Origin of the sequence: Mobilitalea sibirica, assembly GCF_015999265.1 — a bacterium.
Taxonomy (GTDB): domain Bacteria; phylum Bacillota; class Clostridia; order Lachnospirales; family Lachnospiraceae; genus Mobilitalea; species Mobilitalea sibirica.
On sequence record NZ_JAEAGR010000013.1, the window covers coordinates 73,600 to 99,015 of the forward strand.

General features: G+C 38.7%; 19 protein-coding genes. 3 read left to right on the forward strand and 16 right to left on the reverse strand.

What is annotated here, in order from left to right; translation table 11 throughout:
• Window positions 1–48 precede the first annotated feature (48 nt).
• The 6 genes from I5677_RS12400 to I5677_RS12425 all read right to left on the reverse strand — a co-directional run bounded on the left by I5677_RS12400 (window position 49) and on the right by I5677_RS12425 (window position 7,843).
• Window positions 49–825 carry an ABC transporter ATP-binding protein gene (locus tag I5677_RS12400; RefSeq protein WP_243456594.1) on the reverse strand — a complete coding sequence of 259 codons (777 nt, stop codon included), beginning with the start codon at window positions 823–825 and terminating at the stop codon, window positions 49–51.
• 134 nt (window positions 826–959) lie between these two features.
• Window positions 960–2,168, reverse strand: a complete 1,209-nt coding sequence (locus I5677_RS12405; protein WP_197661941.1) for an AI-2E family transporter — start codon at window positions 2,166–2,168, stop codon at window positions 960–962.
• 11 nt (window positions 2,169–2,179) lie between these two features.
• Window positions 2,180–2,800 carry a cytidylate kinase-like family protein gene (locus tag I5677_RS12410; RefSeq protein WP_197661942.1) on the reverse strand — a complete coding sequence of 207 codons (621 nt, stop codon included), beginning with the start codon at window positions 2,798–2,800 and terminating at the stop codon, window positions 2,180–2,182.
• 133 nt (window positions 2,801–2,933) lie between these two features.
• Entirely contained in the window at window positions 2,934–5,543 is a 2,610-nt protein-coding gene (locus I5677_RS12415; RefSeq protein ID WP_197661943.1) for a transglutaminase domain-containing protein, read from the reverse strand.
• Window positions 5,544–5,567: 24 nt separating this feature from the next.
• Complete coding sequence (locus tag I5677_RS12420; RefSeq protein WP_197661944.1) at window positions 5,568–6,806, reverse strand: DUF58 domain-containing protein; 1,239 nt, start codon at window positions 6,804–6,806, stop codon at window positions 5,568–5,570.
• A gap of 83 nt (window positions 6,807–6,889) precedes the next feature.
• Entirely contained in the window at window positions 6,890–7,843 is a 954-nt protein-coding gene (locus I5677_RS12425; protein ID WP_197661945.1) for an AAA family ATPase, read from the reverse strand.
• A gap of 159 nt (window positions 7,844–8,002) precedes the next feature.
• Between I5677_RS12425 and I5677_RS12430 the strand changes: the two genes are divergently transcribed.
• The 3 genes from I5677_RS12430 (at window position 8,003) to I5677_RS12440 (ending at window position 11,632) form a co-directional block, all read left to right on the forward strand.
• Window positions 8,003–10,048, forward strand: coding sequence for an endo-1,4-beta-xylanase (locus I5677_RS12430; protein WP_197661946.1), 2,046 nt, complete (start codon window positions 8,003–8,005; stop codon window positions 10,046–10,048).
• Between the two features lie 270 nt (window positions 10,049–10,318).
• Window positions 10,319–11,404, forward strand: a complete 1,086-nt coding sequence (locus I5677_RS12435; RefSeq protein WP_197661947.1) for a peptidylprolyl isomerase — start codon at window positions 10,319–10,321, stop codon at window positions 11,402–11,404.
• 78 nt (window positions 11,405–11,482) lie between these two features.
• Window positions 11,483–11,632: a hypothetical protein gene (locus I5677_RS12440; RefSeq protein WP_197661948.1), complete on the forward strand. Its 150-nt coding sequence runs from the start codon at window positions 11,483–11,485 to the stop codon at window positions 11,630–11,632.
• A 176-nt stretch (window positions 11,633–11,808) separates the two neighbouring features.
• Here the strand turns inward: I5677_RS12440 and I5677_RS12445 are convergent, their stop codons facing one another.
• The 10 genes from I5677_RS12445 to nifD form a co-directional block, all read right to left on the reverse strand.
• The gene (locus I5677_RS12445; protein ID WP_197661949.1) at window positions 11,809–12,528 is read right to left on the reverse strand and encodes a MerR family transcriptional regulator; all 720 of its coding nucleotides are present in this window, start codon (window positions 12,526–12,528) and stop codon (window positions 11,809–11,811) included.
• A 280-nt stretch (window positions 12,529–12,808) separates the two neighbouring features.
• Entirely contained in the window at window positions 12,809–13,486 is a 678-nt protein-coding gene (locus I5677_RS12450) for a DUF3298 and DUF4163 domain-containing protein (protein ID WP_197661950.1), read from the reverse strand.
• A gap of 205 nt (window positions 13,487–13,691) precedes the next feature.
• A complete protein-coding gene (locus I5677_RS12455) occupies window positions 13,692–15,389 on the reverse strand; it encodes an ammonium transporter (RefSeq protein ID WP_197661951.1) in 1,698 nt (565 codons plus the stop codon).
• Window positions 15,390–15,864: 475 nt separating this feature from the next.
• Window positions 15,865–16,671 (reverse strand): beta/alpha barrel domain-containing protein, encoded by an 807-nt coding sequence (locus I5677_RS12460; RefSeq protein ID WP_197661952.1) that lies wholly within the window; start codon window positions 16,669–16,671, stop codon window positions 15,865–15,867.
• Window positions 16,646–17,629: a homocitrate synthase/isopropylmalate synthase family protein gene (locus I5677_RS12465; protein ID WP_197661953.1), complete on the reverse strand. Its 984-nt coding sequence runs from the start codon at window positions 17,627–17,629 to the stop codon at window positions 16,646–16,648. The genes I5677_RS12460 and I5677_RS12465 overlap by 26 nt, the downstream gene beginning before the upstream one ends.
• A gap of 125 nt (window positions 17,630–17,754) precedes the next feature.
• Window positions 17,755–18,063 (reverse strand): 2Fe-2S ferredoxin, encoded by a 309-nt coding sequence (locus I5677_RS12470; RefSeq protein ID WP_197661954.1) that lies wholly within the window; start codon window positions 18,061–18,063, stop codon window positions 17,755–17,757.
• Entirely contained in the window at window positions 18,050–20,836 is a 2,787-nt protein-coding gene (gene nifB / locus I5677_RS12475) for a nitrogenase cofactor biosynthesis protein NifB (RefSeq protein ID WP_197661955.1), read from the reverse strand. The genes I5677_RS12470 and nifB overlap by 14 nt, the downstream gene beginning before the upstream one ends.
• On the reverse strand, window positions 20,833–22,182 hold the full coding sequence (nifE, locus tag I5677_RS12480; protein WP_197661956.1) for a nitrogenase iron-molybdenum cofactor biosynthesis protein NifE: 1,350 nt from the start codon (window positions 22,180–22,182) through the stop codon (window positions 20,833–20,835). The genes nifB and nifE overlap by 4 nt, the downstream gene beginning before the upstream one ends.
• Before the next feature lie 256 nt (window positions 22,183–22,438).
• Window positions 22,439–23,803 (reverse strand): nitrogenase component 1, encoded by a 1,365-nt coding sequence (locus tag I5677_RS12485; protein WP_197661957.1) that lies wholly within the window; start codon window positions 23,801–23,803, stop codon window positions 22,439–22,441.
• The gene (nifD, locus tag I5677_RS12490) at window positions 23,797–25,395 is read right to left on the reverse strand and encodes a nitrogenase molybdenum-iron protein alpha chain (protein ID WP_197661958.1); all 1,599 of its coding nucleotides are present in this window, start codon (window positions 25,393–25,395) and stop codon (window positions 23,797–23,799) included. The genes I5677_RS12485 and nifD overlap by 7 nt, the downstream gene beginning before the upstream one ends.
• Window positions 25,396–25,416 lie beyond the last annotated feature (21 nt).

Below are 25,416 nucleotides of genomic sequence, written 5' to 3' on the forward strand. Positions count from 1 at the left end.
TAACCACGTCTACCCAAGGCATTCTCCGGTGGATTGGGCGATAACTTCCTATGAAATATCCGCAATCACTTCATCGCTATTCTCGATACAATCTTCATCTTCGTCATTAAGATGATCCGTTTTAAGTTCTTCTATTTCTTCAATTTTCCCATCTAAAATATGTATAATTTTATCTGCGTATTTCGTTAATTCGCTGTCATGGGTTACCATAACAATGGTCTGATGATTGGTATTAGCCATTTCTTTAATAAGCTCCATTACTTCTTTCGAAGTTTTTGAGTCAAGATTACCGGTTGGTTCATCTGCAAATACAATTTCAGGATTATCAACAAATGCTCTGGCAATACCAACTCTTTGCTGCTGGCCACCGCTCATCTCTTTTGGTTTATGCTTCAGTCTGGAACCCAGCCCTACTTTTACCAACATATCCTTTGCCAGTTTCTTTCGTTTCTTGTTACCCATATGTTTGAAAACCAGAGGTAACTCCACGTTCTCTAAGGCAGTCATGGCATTCATTAGATTATAGGATTGAAATACAAAACCCAAATTATTCTGCCTGAACTTTGCCAATCCTTTTTCGCTCATTCTATGTACATTTCTGCCCTTAATAATAATCTGACCGGAAGTCAATTTCTCAATACCAGCCATTAGATTAAGTAAAGTTGATTTACCGGAACCGGATGCACCATACAGACAACAAAACTCACCTCGTTTGATGGTAAAGCTTACATCATCTACTGCACAAATCCGTTCATGCCCCATCCGATATATCTTTTTTGCATTTTTTACTTCAATTATATTTTCATTCTTAACTTTATTCTTCATATAACACCTTCCAAACTAGGACGTGATTAAGCATCTTCCTTATAATGCTACAACATAAATCTTAAATAATGACTATATTATTTCTTAATTTTTTCTTACATTTCTATTAAAATACTCTATCATAACGAATCCCCTTATTCTTTTTTATATTCTTTCATTGGCATTTCTTTCTTCGTAGCCTCTTTACGATCATATCTATGGTTAATAAAACGGGCAAAAACCAGTTTTATATAAGCACCCACCGGAACAGCTAAAAGCATTCCTAAAAACCCTCCGAGGGCGCTCCCGAAAATCAAGGATATAATGACAATGAGAGGATGAATTTCAATTGACTTGCTTAGTAGCTTAGGGCCGATAAGATTGCCATCGATAAATTGAATTACCGCTAAGGCAATTAAAGAAATTAACAGCGTCTTAATATCCCCATTAATCAGGCAGACGATGGTTGTACTAATATACGCTACAATCGGTCCAAAATATGGTATCAGATTCCCTATACCTGCAAAAATGCCGATTACAATTGCAAACTTAACTCCGGTTATGGAAAGCACTAAACTGATTAATACCATCATAACAAAGGCATCTGTTAACTGTCCTCTAATATACCCTGAAAAAACTCGGTCCAAATCATGTATTGTTTTTCTCATTCTTTTATTGGCACTTTCCGGGAATAAAGCAACAGAGATTTTCCTGACATATTCCATAAACAACCGGCCGTCAATCAGGAAGTAGAAGCCAATAATAAAACTAAAGATAAAGGTTGTTAAATACCCAGATATATTACTAATCGATGTTATCGTGGATTTTGAGAAATTCATCAACGTATTAAGAATAAGTTGTGTAGCATCCTGAACATATTTCTCAAACTCATCCGATTGAATATCTAGTTCTTTCATCTTAGTGATAATTGAGTCATATAATTCATTCAAACTATTCATATACTCTTCACTTAGTCGCACAATATCATCGAAATTCGCCAGTCTTAGCTGGTCAGTTACACTAAATACCAAAAGTGAAATTAATCCTGAGAATGCCATAACCAGCAGTATAGCAGATAAAATGGCTGCAAAAGTCCTAGGAGTCTTAATCCACTTAAATATCTTATATTTTTTAAATTTTGATTCAAAAAAGCTTACAATCGGATCCAACAGGTATGCAAAAGCAAATCCTAAAATAAGAGGCTTAATCACTTTAATCACCCAACCGATTCTCTCCATTATCTCCCGCATAATCGCCGGTGCATTTTCTACAATACGGCTGAGTGCATAAATGATAATTGATGTAATGATAACATACAAAGATATCTGCATGTATTTTCCGTTGTATTTATCTTTCCATTTCATATTAATAACCGTTATCTCCTTTCCCCATTTTCAAGAAAATGAATGATGCACTGAACTGCACCGTCAATACCGACATAATTACTCTTTATGGAAAGGTGATAATTCTCAGCTCTTCCCCATTTCTCACTGGCATGATAATTATAATAATTTGCTCTGCGTTTATCAATTTTTAAGATGGAATCCTCCGCTTTATTCTCCTGCAGATGATAATGATTTATCGCTCTTTCTCTACGGTAATCTAAATCAGCCCATACAAATATATTCACAACATTATCCATGTCTCTCAATACATAGTCCGCACATCTACCTACAATTACGCACGGACCTTCCATGGCAACTTTACGAATTACATTGGATTGTGCCAGATAAATCTGATCATCTAAGGATAGATGAGTAAACCCGATGTCCTGATTACCATATGCGTTCATTCCCATGGCGATGGAATATAGAAGGCTGTTGGTTGCTTTTTTTTCTGCATTTTCAAATGCCGCTTCCGCAAAGCCGCTTTCTTTTGCAGCCCTTGTAATTAATTCATTATCATAAAACGGAACTCCTAATCTTTTGGCAAGTTTTTCACCAATTTCTCTTCCTCCGCTGCCGTATTGCCGGCTGATTGTTATAATACTGTTCATACTGGGTACTCCTATCTAAATTTTTCCATACTATATATATATATTATATCATAGCTCCTGACTGCTAAGAAACTATATTTAACTTTAATTTCAATTCCTTAAGGTCTATCGCTTATTCTCATTAATTCTATTATCATACTCTTAAAACTACCTTCAGATAAAATCTCTTGATAAAGGAAGCCTTCCGATACACATTGTCTTTAACCTCTCTATGAAAATGTTCGACCACCAGAAGCTCACCTACGCTGATCACATCTTTTCCAAATCTAGCTTTCCATACAATATCCATACAATGCTTAAAGGAAGCTCTATCTACATAGCTACAATTTTCTGTAACATGTATAATATGATCTTCTAGATATCTGGCTCTTTTGGGTAAGGCACGGCAGGATTTAAAAAGCTTTTCCAACTTTTCATAGATTAAGAGTGCTTTATTGCTATTATTGATAGACATCATAATCCTTCTATTCTTTATTCTAATAATAAAATAGATAATCGGGCCCGTACCAACCAATATAATTATCGCAAGCATAAACAAAGGTTTGATGGTAGCCTTCTCCTTCGTTTCTTTTCCTATCAGCTCTTCATCAGTTTCAGTATCGGGTTCCTCCCCCTCCTTATTCTGTTTCGTAGAATGCTCTTTTTCTTCTTCCGGCATTTGATTAGTCTCAGTAGGAGTCTCAGTTGGTGCTACCGTAACAGACTCTTCCTCTTCTTTTATCTCTTCACCAATTATGGATAATTCGCCCACAACCTCTTCCGTATTTTCTAATCCGGCTCCCGGTGTAAACTCGATTGGAAACCAACCTAAACCGTCAAGATAAACCTCAACCCATGCATGGGCATTATAATCATTTACACTAACCTCTACTAAGGTTGAATCATTATAAGAGGCTCTTCCGTCTGCATAAATTATAACTGACTGTGTATACTCTGTCTGTTTTATTATGTCAGAAGAACTGACCGCATACCCTTCTGCGTACCTTGCAGGATAACCCATAGCCCGTAACATAAGTACCGCAGCGGAAGCATAATGAGAGCAGTAACCCACTTTATTATCATACAGAAAATATTCAACAAAATCCTTATCTTTTGGAAGCCTTCCCGGGGATAAGGTATAGTCCGTATTACTGTGCAAATAATTTTTTATATACTGTATCGCATTTTGAATTGTTGTTGTACCAAGTTCTTCATTTTTACCAGAAAAATTTTCTTTCAATCTATTAAGATTGTGTTCCGGTAATTTCGTATATACATCATAAACATAGTCACGATATAACTTTTCATAGATTGGATAATCACCAAGAGGTTGATCTAAAGCTTCTATATTAGGTAACATTTCATCTTGTAGTGAAAGTCCAAAATAATAGTCCAGAACGTAATTATCGTTTCTATGTTCCGGTTTCGCATATAAATCCCACTCGTATCTAACATCATCCAATATGCTAAAATCAGCAAGATAAGGTGCATAGATATAATTCTTTGATGCCTCTAGATAATCAATTTTTATTTGTCCTTGCATGATCTGGTACTTCTCATGATACCAGGCAGAAGGATTACTGGGTAAGGAATCCCTGTCTAATAAATCAAGTTTTGAGATTTGTTTAAACAGGAGATTGCTTTGGTTTACCGCCTCAAATTTACCTAACGGTATTTCTTTTAAAAGTTTCTGATAATTGGCTCTCTGCTCTTTGTTATGACCGTTCCAGCTATCTCCGGTATATACACTTCCGACATAACCTTTCAAATAGACCCCTTCCGATATGGATGAAAACGGCATTGTCAGTTTCAGATGTTGACTATTGTTATATTGTATCTGGTCGACTCTACCGAGTTTCCCGCCATCCAATCCTCCCGTTGCTATATTTCTGTCCGGGGTTATATTCCAATTTGATACTCCATATTTATTCGTAAAATCTTCAATTGAAAAATCATAAAGAAATGTCTGAATCTCAGATTTTATATCCTTAATTTCATATATCCGTTCATAATCCTTTGGTGAAACAAACAGTTTAATAAGAAAGAATAGACCTAAACTTAACATGCATATTATGAAAGCTGAACTTAGATTGACTCTGTGTATTAACGACTTCTGATTCTTAGTTACAGTGATTTTCCCAGAGCCATATGCTTTGGATAAAAACAACATAATAAGAATATATATAATCAGTTGTTTCTCAGAGGGTATAATACCAACAGCTAAGCTAAAAGCGATTGGGATAAGTAGCAAGATATAATTTATACTTATAAACCTGTTCCGTAAAATAGCAGCCGTTAATAAACCTATTAAAGGTATTAGAAGCATTATAACAAATAATGTTATGTCTTGGGTTTGGGTTGTATAGTCCGCCAAAAACCGCTTTCCCGCAAAACCATAATAATCCGATACTTTATCAATCACAGAATTTTCAATGATAAAAAAGGCATTCAATATCTGTCCCATTCTCTTATATAGAACCAAAAGATATATTACAGCTATACCAATCATTTTTATTATGTCATGGAAAGGATTTAAAAACAGAAAAAATAGCCCTGTACTAATAAAAGCTACAGAGATTAGAAGATGATAGTTTGATACGGATAAGCTTAAACAGTATACAACTATCGATATAGTATTGTAGGCTCCAACCATGATCGCCAAGAATTGAACCAACTTTATATAATATGGCAGAGCAGTATGTTTATCATCCGCCAAATATACCGTGTTATCTATTGTTATTCCATCTTTCACTTTTTGGCTCATCTAAACCTCCATGAACAAATAAAACTAAACCAGCTTCATATGCTCCATTGTTGCTTTCACATTGCCTGTATCAACGGTTAAAAATCCAATTCCCATTTCTTTCATTTTCGACAGTAATTCCTCTGTAGCCTGAAGTTTATTATGTCTCTTATTATCATCGTTGAACAGTTTAAAGGTATCATGAACATAAATTACTTGCCTGTCACTGGCTTTCATCATTAAAAGGGAATTAAGTTGTAAAGTGGATACCTCACCGGTTACATAGAACAAATCCGTATACTGGTCATTGGGATGCTCTGACAGATAAGCCGGTATAACGTCCATACCTTCTGTGTAAGGGCCGGACTGTAATAATCCGTCAACTGCTTCAAACAGGTCTTTCTCCTGAACAATCCTTACTCGTCTGCATATACCATGGGTTTCATCATACCAAGAAAAATAATGTATTTGCCCTTTCAACATAAAGGAATAGGATAAGGACAGAGCGCATTCCAATAATGCATCCATATAAATCAGTGTATCCTCATTTTTTGAAACGCTTAAATTAGCAAAAATAAGGATCGAACAATTAAGCGGTTCACTAAAATCCTTAATCATCAACTGATTTTGTTTTACACTCAGCTTCCAATGAATACGTTGGGGCCTGTCCCCTTCTCTGTATTCACGAATTGCAAAAACTTCAGACGGATCATCACCGCTTTTAACTTGGGAAAAAACATCGCTTTCCACCAGCATTTTATTTCTATTTATAATATATTCCTCAGAGATTTCATGCATTTTGGGCAGAATTGCTATTTTTACCTCACCCTTTTGAGATTTTCTTAATGAAAACATTCTTAAGTAGTCAAATATCCTTAATTTTGCCAAAGAAACCTCTAGGTTTCCGGCATGTTCAGATTGGATATGAAAGATGACTCCGGTACTGGTTTTGCAATTAACCGATACTGTAATATCCTTACTATGTTTCTTATTTGAGAATGTATTACGGTAAGATAGATAGATCGTCAGATTGGGTATCGGGAATACTGTCGGATTATTTATTTGAACTGTTACCGGTATCGTCTCACCTTTTCCGGCTACATGTACAACTGAAACCAGCTCAGCAGAAATCATCCCATAGATATAACTAAGAATCCCAAACATGATAAACGGAATTACGGCCACCGTTAAAAAGATGATTCCCATAACGTATTCATTATATAGAATGGAAAGTAGCCCCACTGAGGCTAAAAGCATCAAATATCTGATTTTGTTTTGAAGCATATCCGCACCTAAGCCTGTTTTTGTTATTTGCAGGAGAATTTATCTTTTCTTATCAATGTTCCTGCTTAGTCATTGTTAAATTGTTAAGCATTTTTTGATATAATTTTTGGGGGACGGACAATCCGTAAGATATCATCCAATAGATTGTCCACTGTCACATTATTCACTCTTGCCTTAGGCTTTAAAATCATTCTGTGAGATGTAACATCTTTAAAGATGTATTGCACATCCATTGGTACTACATAATCCCTCCCGCTTAAAAAAGCAGTCGCTTTAACCATATTCATGAGAGCCAATGAACCTCTGGGGCTTACACCCAACTCAATTAATGGATTTTCTCTGGTCTGCTGTACCAACAGGGTGATATAGTCATAGATAGAATCATGGACAAATACATCCTCTACCTGATTCTGCATCATTAAGATCTCATCTTTATCAACAACACGAATTACTTTCTCTAAAGGGTTTATATTCTGCCTTTCTTTCAAAATCCCAATTTCACTTTTTCGATCCGGATATCCCATGGATAAACGTACCATAAAACGATCTAATTGTGATTCGGGCAGCATCTGAGTACCGATAGAACCAATTGGATTTTGGGTCGCCATAACAACAAAAGGCTTTGGCACCTCTCTAGTAATACTGTCTACCGTAACCTTACCCTCCTCCATAACCTCCAATAAAGCAGATTGCGTCTTCGAGGAGGTTCGGTTTATTTCATCTGCGAGAAACAAATTGCACATTACGGCTCCCGGTTTAAATTGATAGCTATCCCCGTCCTTACTTAACAGGTTAAAGCCTACCACATCGGTGGGTAAGACATCCGGTGTAAATTGGAGTCTGCGATGGGTAAGTGCCATTGCCTTGGAAAATGCCAAAGCAAGTGTTGTTTTCCCTACCCCGGGATTGTCCTCCAGCAAGATATGTCCCTTAGCTAAGATAGCTGTTAGTACCTTACCGATTATGACTCGTTTACCAATTACTACTTTATTCACTTCATCCATTATTTGTATTGCTTTTCCATTATATGGTCTCATGTGACATACCCCGCCTTTGCTATTTGTTACTTGTTCATTATAACATAATTTTACTAAAATTCAATTGTAATGCCTAGGAATCCTTGCTATAATTGGTATTATTTAGTACTTTAAGCTTTTGACTCCCTACTCAAAAAAATAAGAAAGAGGAAACGACGAATGAAAAAAAACAAGCGATTGCTAATAGCCCTTATCTTTCTAGTGATAATGTCCTTTGTAGGATGTAAATCAGATCAAGCATCAACCGATAAGGAAGTTGTTGATATGACAACAGAAGCTGATGTAACAGCTCCTACAGCTTCTCCTATCCACCCAGAGGAGGATCTCAAGGAATCGGAACCCACCATAGTACCTGAATCAACTACTACAGAGGAAACTAATGCTGATACAGCCGCAGATATAACCGAGAAAACCACAGAAGTTAACGATGCTGCGGTTCCATCTCCAAACCCGACTGCAATTCCAACTCCTATACCAACTGTGACTCCGACTCCTATGCCAACTCCCACCCCGGTTCCTACTTCACCCATCAACCCTATTCCAACTATCACTCCTGCTCCGACAAAAGCTCCGACTCCTAAGCCGACTGCGACACCGACACCTATACCAATTGCCACTCCAACACCTATCCCAACTGCGACTCCAACACCTATACCAACTGCCACTCCGACTCCAAAACCAGCAAAGCAGGATTCTATTACCTCCATTATAAGTACCGGTTTTGAACACGGTACCGATGGATTTAGAGGAAGAAGTCAGGATGAAATCATATCGGTAACCAACAGCACCTCAAAATACGGTAGCTACAGTTTAAAAGTAACAAATCGTTCCAAAACCTGGCATGGTGCCGAAATCGACCTGACCGGAACCCTTAAGCCCGGTAAAACTTATAAAGTAACCGCTTGGGTAAAATACATAACCGGTGCATCGTCCTTACGAATTGATTGTAAGATAAACAAAAATAACGGTGCAAACTACCTGTCCTTTGGAACGGTTACCGCAACGAAGGACAAATGGACAAAACTGGAGGGTTCTATCATCCTGCCGTCGGATACAACCTCTGCTAAATTTTATTTTGAATCAAGTTCAGCCACAGATGATTTTTATCTTGATGAGGTAGAACTGATAGAAGTCATAGAAGCTCCTATAGAGGTTGATAATGTATTAAGCATATCCGAGGCTTATAAGAATTATTTCTCTATCGGCGCCGCCACATCAGATGGTGTATTATCTTCACCATTAACTAAATCAATTGTGACCTATCAATTCAATACAATTACCATGGAAAATGAGATGAAACCGACCAGTCTTTTGGATTACGCCACTTCATCCTCTGATCTAACAAAATATAATACCAATCCTGCTCTAAAGCTTAACAATCTGGACAGATATCTAAAATTTGCTAATGATAATGACTTGAAAGTAAGATTTCATACCCTGATATGGCATAACCAAACCCCAACATGGTTCTTTACAGAGAATTATTCCACTGCTCCCGGTGCTAAGCTTGCATCTAAGGAAGTCATGCTAAAACGTATGGAAAATTATATAAAGCAGATTATGCAGCATGCTAAAAAATACCCCGGTGTAATCTATGCCTGGGATGTAGTAAACGAAGCCATCGATACCGGTCACGGAATGCCCGGTGGTTATCGGTCCAAGGACAGCTATTGGTATCAGATTATTGGTGAAGAGTTTGTAGAAAAAGCATTCGAATATGCAAGAAAATATGCATATGATGATGCCGGACTTTTCTATAATGACTACAACACTTATGAAACTTCCAAACGAACTGCAATATATAATATGGCTAAGAAGCTGATGGAAAAGGATTTAATCGATGGTATCGGTATGCAGTCCCATATCAGCATGAGCTATCCTTCTTTAAGCGATTACGAAGCTGCGATCCGTAAATACGGGGAGCTTGGTTTGGAAATCCATATCACCGAATTGGATATGCATAATAACCAAAATACGGAGGATGCTTTCAATAAACAAGCAACCCGGTATAAAGGTTTATTTGAGATACTAGTAAAACTAAAGAAAGAAAAGATAGCTGATATCACGAATGTTACCTTCTGGGGTGTTCTGGATTCACAAACATGGTTGACGAATTTTAAGCGGGAAACCAGTTATCCTCTGTTATTTGACAGTAAGGGTGAACCCAAGCCATGTTTTTATGAGATTTTGGATATAGTACGATAACACCTGTGATAAAAAGGTGAGGTTTTCCAAGTTACAGCCGGTACATTGATTTATTTAAAGTAGCTGTATGACTGTAAAACCTCACTTATTTTATGATTATTTAAATTCATCCAAATATAGCAATATAGTATTTAACTGACAACGTCTGAATTTTATTAAAACACGAGGTATCATTATTTAAGTATATTTTGTGAACTGCATGGAACCTATTGACTTATTTCCGGAAATGTTTACAATTAATTTCATGAGAATAGATAGGAGGTAGCAAAATTGAACAAATCAAAAAAATCAATAAAAGCTCCGCAAAAGGCAAAGACCGTAAAGAAGGCAATCGACTCAAAAATATGGATTTCAATCTCCATTGTTTTGGCTGTGCTTTTATTTGGTGCTGTTTTATTCGATCAGCTATATAAAGCAACCATTATAACAATTGATGAGGACAAGTATTCTATGGATGACCTCAGTTATTATTTTTATAATGTAGAGACAAGGTATGACTACTATAATCAGATGTTTGGCGGTACTTACTGGGATATGTCCTATGATGAAGCCAGCGGTACTACTATGAGAGATATCGCAAAGCAGGAGGCTGTGGAAACAGCTCTATATAATGAGATTATGTATCGGGAAGCTGTTGCAGCAGGATATGCTTTAACATCTGAGGAAACAGAAATCATAGCCAATGATGTGGAATCCATGCGTAATGGGTTATTAACAGACAGACAGATTAGAGAGAACGGTTTTACGAAAGATTATTTAACCGAAGTAATCGGTAAAGCCACCTTAGCAAACCGCTACCGAACTGACATTATAGAGACTCTTGAAGTAGATGATGAAGCGATTAAAGCAGGTATTAGTCCCGAGGATTATCGTCAATACGACATTGAGTATCTATTCATCTCAACCCAAACAACGGATGAACAAGGTAATACGGTTGATTTAAGTGAAGATGAAAAAACAGCTGCCTATGAGAAAATCAAAATAATATCTGCTAAGGCAAATGAAACACAAGATTGGTCTTCCTTAATTCCGGAAGGAGAAGAAGAAATAATCCATCGAAAAGATTATTTTCTGGAAAGTGATACGAAATTTTCCGAGGATTTTGAAGCTGTTATGATGGCTATGGAAAACAATACAGTAAGTGATATTTATGAAGAAGAGAACGGTTATTATGTTGTTCGTATGATTAATAACAACTCAACAGAAAGCTACGACAGAGAAGTGGAAACAGCAATTACCAATGCTGAAAATGAAGCCTTCGAAACACATTATAAAGAAAATATTCAAAACAAGTATAATTTCAAAATTAATGACAATGCTTTAAAATCAATTCATATGGGTAGTGTAACCCTTTAATATTTTTTCATAAAATACGAATAAATATATCCTTTCGAGCCATAATAACAGTAACTATATGTGAGAAAGGAGATATCTATGGCTAAGAATAAGAATAACAACTTAAAAAATAGCGGTAAAAATTCATCTAAGAATTCAAATCGCAACCAGATGAGAAACTCCACCAAGGACTCCCATGCTCAAGTTCCTGATGACTCACCAAGCAGAAGTGGCCCGGGTGGAGCATAAATGTAAAGTAAAATATTCCGTAATAGAAAAGTAACCATGAACATCATCTATATTATGTTCATGGTTACTTTTTTGTTTATACGAAGCAAAATATGATCAATGTAAACCAAACCACTAAATAATAATTTGTTGAATGGATATTAATATGCCCGTTCGAAGGCATTCTTTTGATATTCTTACTTTTTCTTCCGTAAAACGCACCAATCTCTATACCCACATTCAGGGCAAGTCATCCAACGGACTTTATTACCGCCGGTGCTAAAGAATGTCCGTATTAGGGATGGTTTGAAAACGGAGTCGCATTTAGGGCAAATAAACTCAGTATCTTTTAGGGAAAAAGCTGAAATAAACAGGCTGATTATTGCGACGGATATATATATCGCAAGCCCCCACCAGATACGTGATACTACGAGCCACACCATGAACAAAAGCCCTAAAGCTGCTGCAATTCCCACTCCAACATAAATCATGGTTAGCTTTTTCTTGTTGCGAACAATACTCTTCTTTTCCATAATATGTTCTACGTCAAGGATTGTATTTGCTGGAACACTGGCTTTACCTGTGATACTTTCTTTTATTACAATTATCCTTTCAAGCTGTTTCTGCCGCTCGTCAATTTCGTTAGAAAGTGTTTTTACTTGCTCGTTAAGCAAGAGCGTGAGGATTTTTTCTGATAGCTCACTCTCCATAACGCTTTTAATTGAATTAAGTGATAGCCCGATTGATTTGAGTGTGCAAATAAGGCGTAGCTTGGTTAGGTCATCGTTGTTGTATATACGCCTGCCGCCTTCGCTTTCGGCGGACGGATGCAGTACACCTTTTTGGTCGTAAAACTGAACTGTCCGCACCGAAATATTGCACATTTTTGCCATTTCTCCAGTCGTGTAGTTTGACATAGAATTCACCTCCTTGCCCCAAGAATAGGGCATTACGTTACGTCACGAGCAACAGGTGACGTAAAGGGATTTTTAGTATGACGCAGGGAGATTTTTGCAAAATTCCTCAATCAAAATTATAAATTATCTGTGTTCCCCCATCCAGCCAGAAGCGAATGAGCATACTGTAATTGTAGCATAGAAATTTGGCTAACTCAATGCGAATCGAAAATATGTACGCATGGCTTTCCTATTCTTAAGATATGTAATATTATTTACAAATAGTTTCCTATGGTATTATTTAACATTTCGGTTCAATAGCGCCATCACAACCATAGGGAATTAGAAATGTAGGAATACCACTGGCATATGGTGCAATATCGTATTGCTGAAAATAAAAAATGACTCCATCCTTTGTTAAATAGTAGTTATTGGACTTAAAATTTTTTGAGACAAGGGTATAATAATCGTCAAAGTATGGATTGTTATCCATCTCTCTTCCTGATTCAATTTGTTCAATTATATTATTGATTATATGCTCTTTACATTTCGTAGTATATGGAAAGATATCATTTAGTTCCATTCTTTTACTATTTGTCAGGCTCCAGGTATCTGAATATCGCAGCGTTAATCCATGGGCTCCCCCTGCATATTCATATTGATCAAAGTATAGACTGATGGCACAATTTTGATTATATGTAACGGTATAGTCTACATAAGCTTCAAACTCTCTAATCGGATAACTATTTGCTATAGAATATTCATATTCCACCATGGCCATCTGATATAAATTGGTTACATTGGATCTTTCATACATCAAAGCCCTTGTCCGATAGTAGGAGTTGAGTTTGTTTAATAACACCTGATAATCCTCTGATATAAATTGAGGATATTTAATCGTGTATTTCATTATAATGTGATCTTTATAATACATATTCTGTTGAATCACTTTTTCCTTAATAAAAACATGATTTCTCAATTATTCATCCCCCCTCTAAAGGTTATCCTTTAGCATATCATATGCACCGTTTATAGCCGTTATTCTTACCGAGGAAGATGAAAAAACAGCCACCACATCGGCAGCTGTTTTATACAATACTAATTTTTATGGGTTTTGGGATTTTATTTATATACATTATTTATAAAGAGAAAGATATCACATTTTATTATCTTATATTTGTTTCTTAGATCTCATCTTCATCCTGAAGAGCATCATAACCAACTTCACCGGTACGTACCTTGATGACATTTTCTACGTCATAAACAAAGATCTTACCGTCACCGATCTCACCGGTATAGAGGACTTTTCTTGCCTCATTGACAACTGTCTCAACCGGCACCTTACTTACTACAATCTCTACCTGTATTTTCGGTAACAGATTCATTTCCATCGGAACACCACGATAATATTCTGTAATACCCTTTTGCATACCACAGCCCAGTACGTTAGTAACCGTCATACCGGTAACATCAATGGCATTCATAGCCTGTTTTAGTGCTTCAAATTTACTTTGTTTTGTTATAATTACTATCTTGGTAAGCTTAGGTTTCGTGCTGTTTGTACTGTCCATTGTGATCGTTGTAACAGGAACCGTAGCCATCATATCCTTGGCTGCAGCTACCGAAGATATGGAAGATGTTACATTAACAACCGGCATGAAATCTGCATATGCACTAACCAACCCGTGTTCATGGATATCAAGACCGTTAATCTCTTCTTCTTTTGATACACGAAGTCCATTGGTATACTTAATGATTAAGAAAGTTACTGTTATCGCTACTGCTACCCAAGCTGCTACGGCAATCACACCGATGACCTGTGTAACCAGCAAAGAAGTTCCTCCGCCATAGAATAAACCGCCGTCCAAAGCAAACAATCCGACTAAAATTGTTCCTAACGCTCCGCATATACCATGAACGCCTACAGCACCAACAGGATCATCAATTTTTAATACTTTATCTACAAACTCTATACCAAATACTACTGCAACACCTGCCAGTAGACCAATCATGGCAGCACCAAAGGGTGACACCGCATCACAACCGGCGGTAATTGCAACCAAACCTGCCAGAGAGCCGTTTAAGGTCATGGATACATCCGGCTTTTTATAACGGATCCAGGTTATTACCATAACCGCTATGGATGCCATAGCTGCTGCCATATTCGTAGTAACAAAGATACTTGACATAGCTTCAATCACGCTGTCTCCGGTTGCCGAAACTGTGGAGCCTGCATTGAATCCGAACCATCCAAACCATAGAATGAATACACCTAAAGCACCAAGCGTTAAGCTATGCGCAGGGATTGCTTTTGACTTACCGTTTTTGTCGTATTTTCCAATACGGGGACCTAACATCTTTGCTCCAATCAAGGCTGCCACACCACCAACCATGTGTACAGCAGTGGATCCGGCAAAGTCATGGAAGCCTCTCTGTGCCAACCAGCCACCACCCCAGATCCAGTGACCGGATACGGGATAGATGATAGCACTGATCACCATACTATAGATACAGTAGGATGAAAACTTGGTTCTTTCTGCCATAGCACCGGATACAATCGTCGCTGCTGTAGCACAAAATACCGTCTGAAAGATTAAGAATGCCATTAACGGAACTCCGTCAGGTAAAACTCCTGAATAATCTCCTCTTACCATTGGATCGAAGCTACCAAGTAAAAGATTGCTTCCTCCAAACATAATTCCAAATCCTAACAGCCAGTAAACTGCTGTTCCTAGTGAAAAGTCCATAAGGTTTTTCATTATGATGTTACCGGCGTTTTTCGCTCTGGTAAAACCCGATTCTACCATTGCAAATCCTGCCTGCATAAAAAATACAAGCGCTGCTGCAATTAGAACCCACATTGTGTTAACTGATGAAAACATAATTATCCCTCCTATTATTTTTGTTAAGCTTCTCTTCTTATTTCATTCCAGGAAGCAATTTTCAGTAATTCCTCTCAAGAAAAATTGTGTCTTAATACTTAAGAATAAAGAGTCTGCCTCGGCAGACTCTCGCTCTGAGCGCGTTCTGCCAAAGGCAGATAATTTCAATACGCGCGAGTGCGCCTCCTGCACGGAGTGCTTATTATATAATAGGAAATCCGAGGGACTTTCCTATTATATAATAAGAAAGACGTGTTATCGGGATGAAAATCTCATCACTGATTACACGTCTTTGCGTCATTATGGTGCAATAGAATGCCGCGGACATTTTATTGCCAAACAGAAAAAGCGCGGTAGTTATTACTACTGCGCCTTTGCTATTATTTATATTGACAAAGTATACTGTCCATTTTCTGATTTGTCAAGACATTTTTTATTTTTTTTGTTAAAAATTGAACTAGCGTTGTCTTTTTCGTTATACTGCTCCCTTTAGTTCCTCCAAAACCTGCTTTTCAACAAAGCGGATTTCTTTCTTACTCATGGCAAATTGAAATATGGATTCACTGCTATGGACAAAGTCATATAAATTACAGTTACCGGCCCTTTCACCGATACCGAATAGAGTACAATCAATAAGATCTGCTCCATACTTCGCACCTACGATAGAATTGGATACAGCCATCCCAAGGTCATTATGAATATGTATCTCTAATTTCATATCTGTATTCATTCGAATGGTTTCGAGCAACTCCTTCGTCCTTGAGGGTGTTAACACCCCTACTGTATCTGCGATCCGGATGGTATCAACACCTTCCTTTTTGAGTTCCTTGGTTAAGCTTAACAAAAAACCGATATCTGACCTTGAGGCATCCTCAAACCCTACCGTTACACTTACATTCTGATTTTTTGCCTCCATGACACATTCAAGAATGTTTTTTAGCACCCATCCCTTATTCTTCTTTAGTTTACTATATATCTGTATGTAGGAGACCGGAGTTCCGATATGAATAATATCCGGTCTACAGATAAGGGAGCGTTTGACATCGTTAATATTCATACGACTCCAAACCGATATCTTAGCTTTTCTTCTGTTTTCCATGATTCGATAGATACTTTCTTCCTCTGCTTCCCCAAGCATCGGAATTCCCGCCTCGATCTCATAGACACCGATATCATCCAGTAGCTTTGCTATCTTAACCTTATCTTCTACCTGCAATGCAATACCGGGGCTTTGTTCTCCATCTCTTAAGGTAGTATCAACGATATGTTTGACCTCTTTCATTGGATGTCACCTCCAAAACCAGATTATAAAACTCTTGATCACTTAGGCTTTTTCTTTCCGTCATACATCTTAGTTTAACTTCTCCTAGAATACTATGTATCCCTGATTCATTCGGTATTGGAAGTTTCATTTCCGCTAATTTTAATTTAATGGCTTTGGTACCGGAATGCTTCCCAATAATTATCTTAGAACTCTTTCCGACGCATAAGGGACAAAATGCTTCATAGGTATTCGGATTTTTGATAATACCATCCGCATGTATTCCTGCTTCCACATGAAAAATTTTATCCCCTATGACTGGTTTTTTATTGCCGACTCTTTGACCTGTGATTTTTTCATAAAGCGCAGTTAACCGGGGCAAAACCGTCAGATTGCGGTTTGGTTTATGCCTGGCTGCTAAGCGTAATGCCATAATGACTTCTTCCGTAGCAGCATTGTTTTTACAACCTGCAAAGCTTGTGGTTAAGGATTTACCATAATTCATAGCCCAATGAATTGCTAATGCACCGGCACATTGATACGAGTTTTCTGGACAAAAAATAATATTACAGCCGGGCAGACTTCGTGTTATTTCCTTCATGACTTTATCATAGGAGTAACAGATTAAGTCATCCAAACCGACAATACGTATATCTTTCTGTCCATGAAATTCTCTAAGCTTTACTATTTCTCTGACATCATTCAATTGTATCTCAGGTATGAAATCATCCTTGACCTCCCCGTAACGGCTGATATATCGATAAAAACCGGGATAAGGATTTTTATCCTCTCTATCTGATATATTAAGTAGGAACTTCCCTTCCTCCGGAAGAAACTCCATCCGCTTATATGCTGTCACGGACATTTCAATCATATCAACACCAATGGTAATTAGTAGCTCACAGAAGCTATGCAGATCCTCCTTGGTTGGTAGAAACTGATCCATAGCCGTAAGCGTATTATCGATTATTTGAATCAAATTTCTCCCCCCTGTTTCATCACATTTTACTCAGAACTTATCTGAGTACACATAATATGCAGTAGATAGCCTACTAATACAGATCGCTTACTTATCCATACAAAGTGTTCAAAGCGGTAACACTCTTATATCCTCAGCTCCTCAACAGGCACTCCTTGAATTAAGTGTTGTTCCACTATCTTTTCAACATCCTCCTCGGTAAGGTTTCCATACCAAACTCCCTCAGGATATACCACGGCTACAGGCCCTTTCTCACAGATTCCAAAACATCCTGTATTGGTAATCATAACCTCACCGGACAATTCACAATCTTCAATCTCTTCGATAAATTTCTGTACAATGTCTACCGAATCTTTCGAATAACATAGCCCTTTTTGCTGCCCGTTAATCCTACAGCTGGTACAGACAAAAACATGATATTTAAGCTTTATCATAAAGAACCTCCTTATCTTTCTTTCTGTTTTTTATCCCATCGGTAATTAAAGCTGCCGCCTGAAGTACACAATCCTCGACCCTGTCATACATAGTAAACACCCTAATACCCTGCTGTTTTAACTGGTTTTTCGGACCTTCTCCAATTCGCATCGTAATTACTGCGGTACAATCTGAAATTGCTTCCATAATGGCTTTTATTTTATACTCATTGTTATTACATTCCGAAGCACCATCGCAGTACTTCTTTATCGGCCTTCTTTCCTTATAAAATGAGGCACCGTTTTTATACTCGTAGATATATAATTCTGATACCTGGCCAAAATGCTGATCTACAAGCGTACCATTCTTTGTGGCAACTGCAATATGAACTGACGGGTTTTTGATGGTAGATAATTCTTCTCCAAGGGTACCGATTGCATCCGCTCTGCATTGCCTGCAATGAAACATCTGTTTCAAGGTTTCACCACAATTTGATCGCATTGCCATTAATTCATCCTTACTGACTAAAGGCAGATTCTCAAAGACACTGCCCTTTACCGGTATTAGCGGCATTATATTAGTTATACTGCCCCCCAGTTCTTTTACTTTCTTAACGATATCCGGTATGTGATAATCATTAATACCTTTTAACATAACGATATTTACCTTACAGACGATTCCTTGCTCTGTCAGCATTTTTATCCCTGCCAGTTGGTTTGATAACAAGATAGCAGCACCGGTCTCTCCATAATATTTCACTCCCATATAATCTACATACTTATATATCTGTGCTCCGACTGTCGGATCAATCGCGTTCATTGTAACGGTTACATGGGATACCCCTAATTTAACAAGATCATCTGCATATTGGGGAAGCATGAGACCATTGGTAGATAAGCAAAACGTAATATCCGCATCCTTCTCCCGAATGAGCTCTAAAGTCCTCTTGGTTTCCTTAAAATTAGCCAATGCATCTCCGGGGCCCGCTATACCGATAACAGATAGTTTCGAAACCTTTTCTTTGACTTCCAAGAACTTGTGAAGGGCTTCCATCGGGTTTAAGACGTGAGTAGTAACACCAGGTCTGCTTTCGTTCGGGCAATCATATTTTCTTACACAATAATTGCAGCTTATATTGCATTTTGGTGCTATAGGCAGATGCATTCTTGCATATTGATGCGCTGCACCGCAAGAAAAACATGGATGGGTAGCTGTCTTTTCTTCAATTGTCTTTTCTTTCATATTTCTATTCGTATTCTTATGTACTAATGCGTCCTGATCCCGGTCTCTGTTTTCTGATGCTTTTATTGCCGAACTGTTTATATCTTTCTGTTCGCTCTCTACAGTTTTTCCATTCGTTAATGCTATGCTATCTTCTAGTTCATCGTATCCTAACTCTTTGGCTTGATATGTCCCCTCCGGTTTATAATAAAGTTTCAATAATTCTTCCCGAAAACCGGTTTCCTTTCTTCCTATTATTACATTGGTAATATCATCAAGAAATGTGAGAGAACCCTCATAACCTACCATTCTAAGCCTCTGACCTCCTACCCTGTCATGAATAGGAAAGCCTCTTCGAACTAAATCGACACCCAGCTTCTCAGCCATTCTTCTACCATCAGAGTTTCCGATAAAAACATTCGCTTTTCTCTCCTTAGCTAATTCTTCAAGGGTTTGAAAATCCACATCCTCAAGAATGTCATACCTGTCAATGAAATAGTGGTCCATTAAATCCTTTATTTCCATTAAAATCATATCCTTGAAGCCACTGCATAGGGTGCCTGTGGCTGTAACGATGGGCACAACTCCATTTTCTACGCACATTCTGACTGAGCTGTATACAAAGTCAGGATCTCCATAGATCACAGCCCTTGCTTCACTGTTATATTTATGTCCGTCAATCATGGCATCCAACAACCGGGCTCTCTTTTCCTTTAGAGCTCTTGGTACCGGTATTTTGGTTATTACGGATAACAGCTGAATAAAATAATCGTTATCTCTTAATCCCACCGGAGGATTACATTTTTTACAGGGTACATTGTAAACTTCTTGGAGATAGGTACCAACCGATATACTTTCCTCTACAAATGGCGTTAATTCTATTGTATAATCCGCTCCTGCCATCTGCGCGATGTCTTTGATATCCGTTCCCTTCTGAGGCAATTTATCGTAATTAGGATGATATCCTCCATCCAAATTCTCCGACAGGTCGGGAAATAAGATATAGTCAATCTGAAAACTTTCTAATACCTCTTTTAAGTATCTTATATCTGCCGGTGAAAGCATCCCGGTGACTATATTTACCCTACCATTCTTCCTTGTATCCATGGGTACTGATTTGATAATCTGATAGAGCGTATTGCTATAGCCCTCAAACTGGGTACCGCCATAACCCGCAGAGGATACCGGTATAATTGTAACCTTTTTGTGCTCAGGGTATTGCTCATAAAATTTGTTAATAATGCGAGAAATATCTTCTCCTATGGTCTCGGCCAGACAGGTCGTTGCTACTCCAATCACCTCCGGCTCATATACCTTAATCAGATTAAGTAAACCCAGTATCAGACTCCTTTCTCCTCCGTATACCGTTCCCTCTTCTGTTAAAGATGAGGAGGCTATATCCACCGGTTCATTATAATGGGTTGCCATATGTCTTCTTATATAAGTGCTGCAGCCCTGGGAACCATGAAGGATCGTCATGCACTTTTTAATACCGTAGAATGCCGTTGCAACTCCCATAGGCATACACATCTTGCAGGGGTTTACATTCAAGTTCACCAATGTTCCTTTCATACAACCACCTCCTGTTTGATATACTTCCATACGGGACTAAGTAAACTCAGATTGATTTCCTTTGTAAAATTTACAACACCCTCAAAGCCGCACAAAGGGTGCTTTCTTTCATGGTTATGATCACAAAAAGCAATTCCCAGTTTGTAAGCCAAAGGTCTTTCCTTCACCCCTCCTACTAAGATATCTGCTCCCTTATCACGGATAAAGGTCTCCAGCTCGGCCGGATTAGCATCATCTAAGATAACGGTATTCTCATTCACCATGCTTTCAATAACCTCATAATCCTCCTTTTTCCCGGTTTGCGTTCCAACAACAACCGTCTCCATCCCTAGAGAATGAAACTGTTTTATTAAGGAGATCGCCTTAAAACCTCCACCGACATATATTGCTGCTTTCTTTCCCACCAGGTTTTTTCGGTAGCTCTCCAGAAAGTTTCGTAGCTTTGCCTTTTCAGCCTCTCCAAATTCCACAGCTTTTCTTCTTGCCGCTTCCTCTTTCATCGCCTCGGCAATTCGTACCAGAGAATCAATGGTATCCTCAATTCCGTAAAAACTAATCTTAATATAAGGAATCCCCATCTCCTCCTCCATCCTAGTCGCAAGATAGGTACTGGAGCCGGCACATTGAACAATATTTAGCTGTGCTGCCGGAGCATTGATTAGGCTTTCGTAATTCGAATCTCCGGTAATCGTACTTATTACCGGAATTCCTATTTTTTTTAAGTAATCCTTAACAATCCATACTTCTCCGGCAAGATTAAAATCTCCCAGAATATTGACGCCATTCTTTTTCTCCGGACGATGCGGTCCCATTAATTCCATAATAGCATTACAAGCCATCTTATAGCCTACCGATTTATTCCCCGAAAAACCCGGCGATTTTACCGGAATTACACGCATCTTATACTTGGCAGACATACTCTTACATACAGCTTCAACATCATCTCCGATTACCCCAACAATACAGGTAGCATAAACAAAAATCAGCTTCGGATGATACTTCTTGGCTATCTCTTCTATCGCAGCCGTCAATTTCTTCTCCCCGCCAAATATTACATCTTTTTCTCTCAAATCCGTGGAAAAGCTGTTGCGATATAGATCATCTCCACTGCTTAAGCTTCCCCTGATATCCCAGGTGTAGCTGGCACATCCAATCGGCCCATGAACAATATGAAATGCATCGGTGATAGGATTTAATACGACTCTGGCTCCACAATATACACAGGCCCTCTGGCTTACGGCACCGGATATACTGTTTGCATCACAACGCATACTGCTCCCTTGGCAACCTTCCTGCTTTTGTAATATAAAATCCTTTCTCTCCTCCAAGACTATTGAATTCATCATACCGATACACTTCCTTCCACTCATAAATTAATACCAATATTTCTTTTCTAGAACATAGAGTCTGTCTCGGTAGACTCTCGCACCGAGCACGTTCTGCCAAAGGCAGATAATTTCATTACGCGCGAGTGTGCATCCTGCACGGAGTGCTTTTTATATGATAGGGAAATCCGAAGGACTTTCCTATTATATAAAATAAATGCGCCTTATGGCGCATCATGTGAAACATGGTGCGCCGACGCTACAAAAGGGGGCTTCTCTACATAACCATCTCAAAATCTTCTTCTGCACTATCCCGATCCATACGATCCATCAATGCACCGGTAATTAATTCTGCCAATCTCATACCACCCTTATAGCCCACTAGGGGCAAGTAGGAATGGATATAGCGGTCAATTATCGGAAAACCGGCTCTGACAAACGGTATATCCTCCGCTCTGGCAATGTATTTCCCATGGGTTCCACCTATGAGTAAATCCACACCTTCCTCTTTAATCCATTGATGTAATTCGTATAAGTCACCGGAAGCTTTTGCTTTACACCCACTCATTCCAAACTTTAGGAACAAATCCTCTGCCGCTGTCTGAAAATATTCCCCAGGCGTACCGGTTACAAGATACTTCGGTACCATTCCCATCTCTAGTACAAATTCCGCTAAGCTGAGTACAGTATCGGGATCACCAAAGATTGCTACCTTCTTATTATAGGTATAGGGATGAATATCAATTAAGATATCTACCAGCTGTCCCCGTTCCTCCTCCAGTTCATACGGCACCTCTGCCTTGGTCAAGCTCTGTAATGCCATAATATATTCATCTGTCCGACCGATGCCGATCGGTAGCGGAAGTATCTTAAAAGGTACATTGCATTTCTTATAAAGGGTTTCTGCTGGCATTTCACTCGTAATCTTCCCAAAGGCTAAGGTCAGCTCGCAATCTCCAAGAGACTTAATCTCCTCCACCTTGGTTCCGCCCTTCGGATAGAGTTCAAATTTACCGGTCATCGGGCTATCCATAACACCGCTCGTATCTGGCAGCATCGTATATGGTATCTGCATGACACTGGCAATCCGTTTCATTTCTCTCATGTCTCCCGGGTTTACAAATCCCGGTAGTATAGCCACCTTCCTATTCGTCTTACCGGATGCCTTTGACAGGTACTGTATAAAGCTGGCTGTCATATTGCTAAAACCGGTAATATGAGAACCTTTATAGCTGGGTGTATTGGTATGCACCATATATTTACCCTCCGGTATATCAATACCTTGAATTAATGCATTCAAGTCATCGCCAATCGTTTCTGAAAGACAGGTGGTGTGCACAGCAATGATCTTGGGATTGTAAATATCAAATAAATTCTTAGCAGAGGTCTTTAGGTTCGAACCTCCTCCAAAAACAGAAGCGCCCTCAGTAAAGGAACTGGAGGACGCCATTGCCGGATCTTTAAAGTGTCGTGTTAAAAACATTCTGTGAAATGCACAACAGCCTTGGGAACCATGACTGTGGGGCATACAACCATGAACACCTAATGCGGCATACATGGCACCGACCGGTTGACAGGTTTTTGCCGGATTTACTCTTAAGGCATTTCTGTCATAGGTTTCTTTTTTTGTGTAGTCTAGCATGCTTCCTCACCTCCTACCGTGCCCTCTAAAATGGGAGCAGCCTTCCAAGGGGCTTTCACATAACTCCAGGCCGGAGTGTAAATTCCCATCGCAATATCTCTTGCAAAATTTACAGCCCCCCGAAAACAGGAATATGGTCCGCTGTAATCATAGGAATGTAGCTGTCTCGATAAAACCCCTGCCTTTTGTGCAACAAATTTATCTTTAATACCGGAAAAGAAGATATCCGGTTTTAATATTTTTAAGAATTCCTCAGTTTCAAAATGATTTAAATCATCCACCATATACGTACCGTTTTTCATATCCTTTACCATGCCGCCGTAATATCCAATGAGCTTCTCCTCTTTTAACTTATTGATATCCTCTTCTGACAGATATAAATGGTATTTCTTAGGATCCGGTTCCACTGTAATTGACTCGATGTTTTTACTGTCTGCATCCGGTTTTATAAAAGGTAATACCTCCCGCCCTTCATATTCCTCTCTGTGTCCGAATTCATATCCTGCTAAAATAGTCCTTACCCCGAAGTCATTTAATAAAAACTGATAATGGTGAGCCCTGGAACCACCTACATAGATGGCAGCTGTTTTACCTTTTAACTTACTTTTATAATACTCAATATCCTGCTCTATAAAATCAAGCTCATCTGCTATAACAGCCTCTGTTCTTGCTGTTAGCGCAGGATCATTAAAATATTTCGCTATGTCCCTGAGACTTTTAATTGTACCCTCCACACCGATAAAATTAATTTTCATCCATGGAATTCCGTATTTTGTCTCAATCAGCTCAGCAATGTAGTTGATGGACCGATGACATTGCACCAGACTTAAGTTTGCCTGATGAGAATTCTTTAAATCATCCATACTGCTGCCTCCGGTAAAAGTGGAAATCACCTCATAACCAATTCTTTTTAGCAACCGCTCAACTTCCCAGCCATCACCGCCAATATTATATTCCCCGAGCAGATTTAGAGAATATTTATTCGTAATCTCCCGGTCCCCTTCTCCGATAACATATTTCATCAACTGATTATTCGCAATATGATGACCGGCTGACTGGCTAACGCCTTTATATCCCTCACAGCTGAAGGCGATGCATTTGATACCATATTCCTTCTCCGCCCATTTCGCTACCGCATGAATGTCATCCCCGATTAAACCCACGGGACAGGTAGAGCAGATAAAAATCGTATGGGGATGGAATAAATCCATCGCCTCTTCTATGGACTGCTTTAACTTTTTCTCCCCTCCAAAGACGATATCCGACTCCTGAAGGTCTGTGGAAAAGCAATATTGAAGGTAGTTATCTTCCCCTTCTCCTTTTTTTGCTTTATGTCTTCTGGTTCCCCAGGAATAATAGGCACACCCGATCGGTCCATGGGTAATAATAAATGCATCTTTAATCGGCCCCAGTACAACCCCTTTACAGCCTGCATAGCAACACCCTCTTTGTGTTATAATACCGGGTATGGTTCGTACATTCGCTAAAATCTCATTATTATTGTCATTGTTCCCTACCGCGACCATATGCTCCTTACGGTTTTTATAGACCTTGGAATTATAGTGGTCAAGCACTCTGTTCATTTCCTTCATTGTAATCCCTCCATTCTAGTG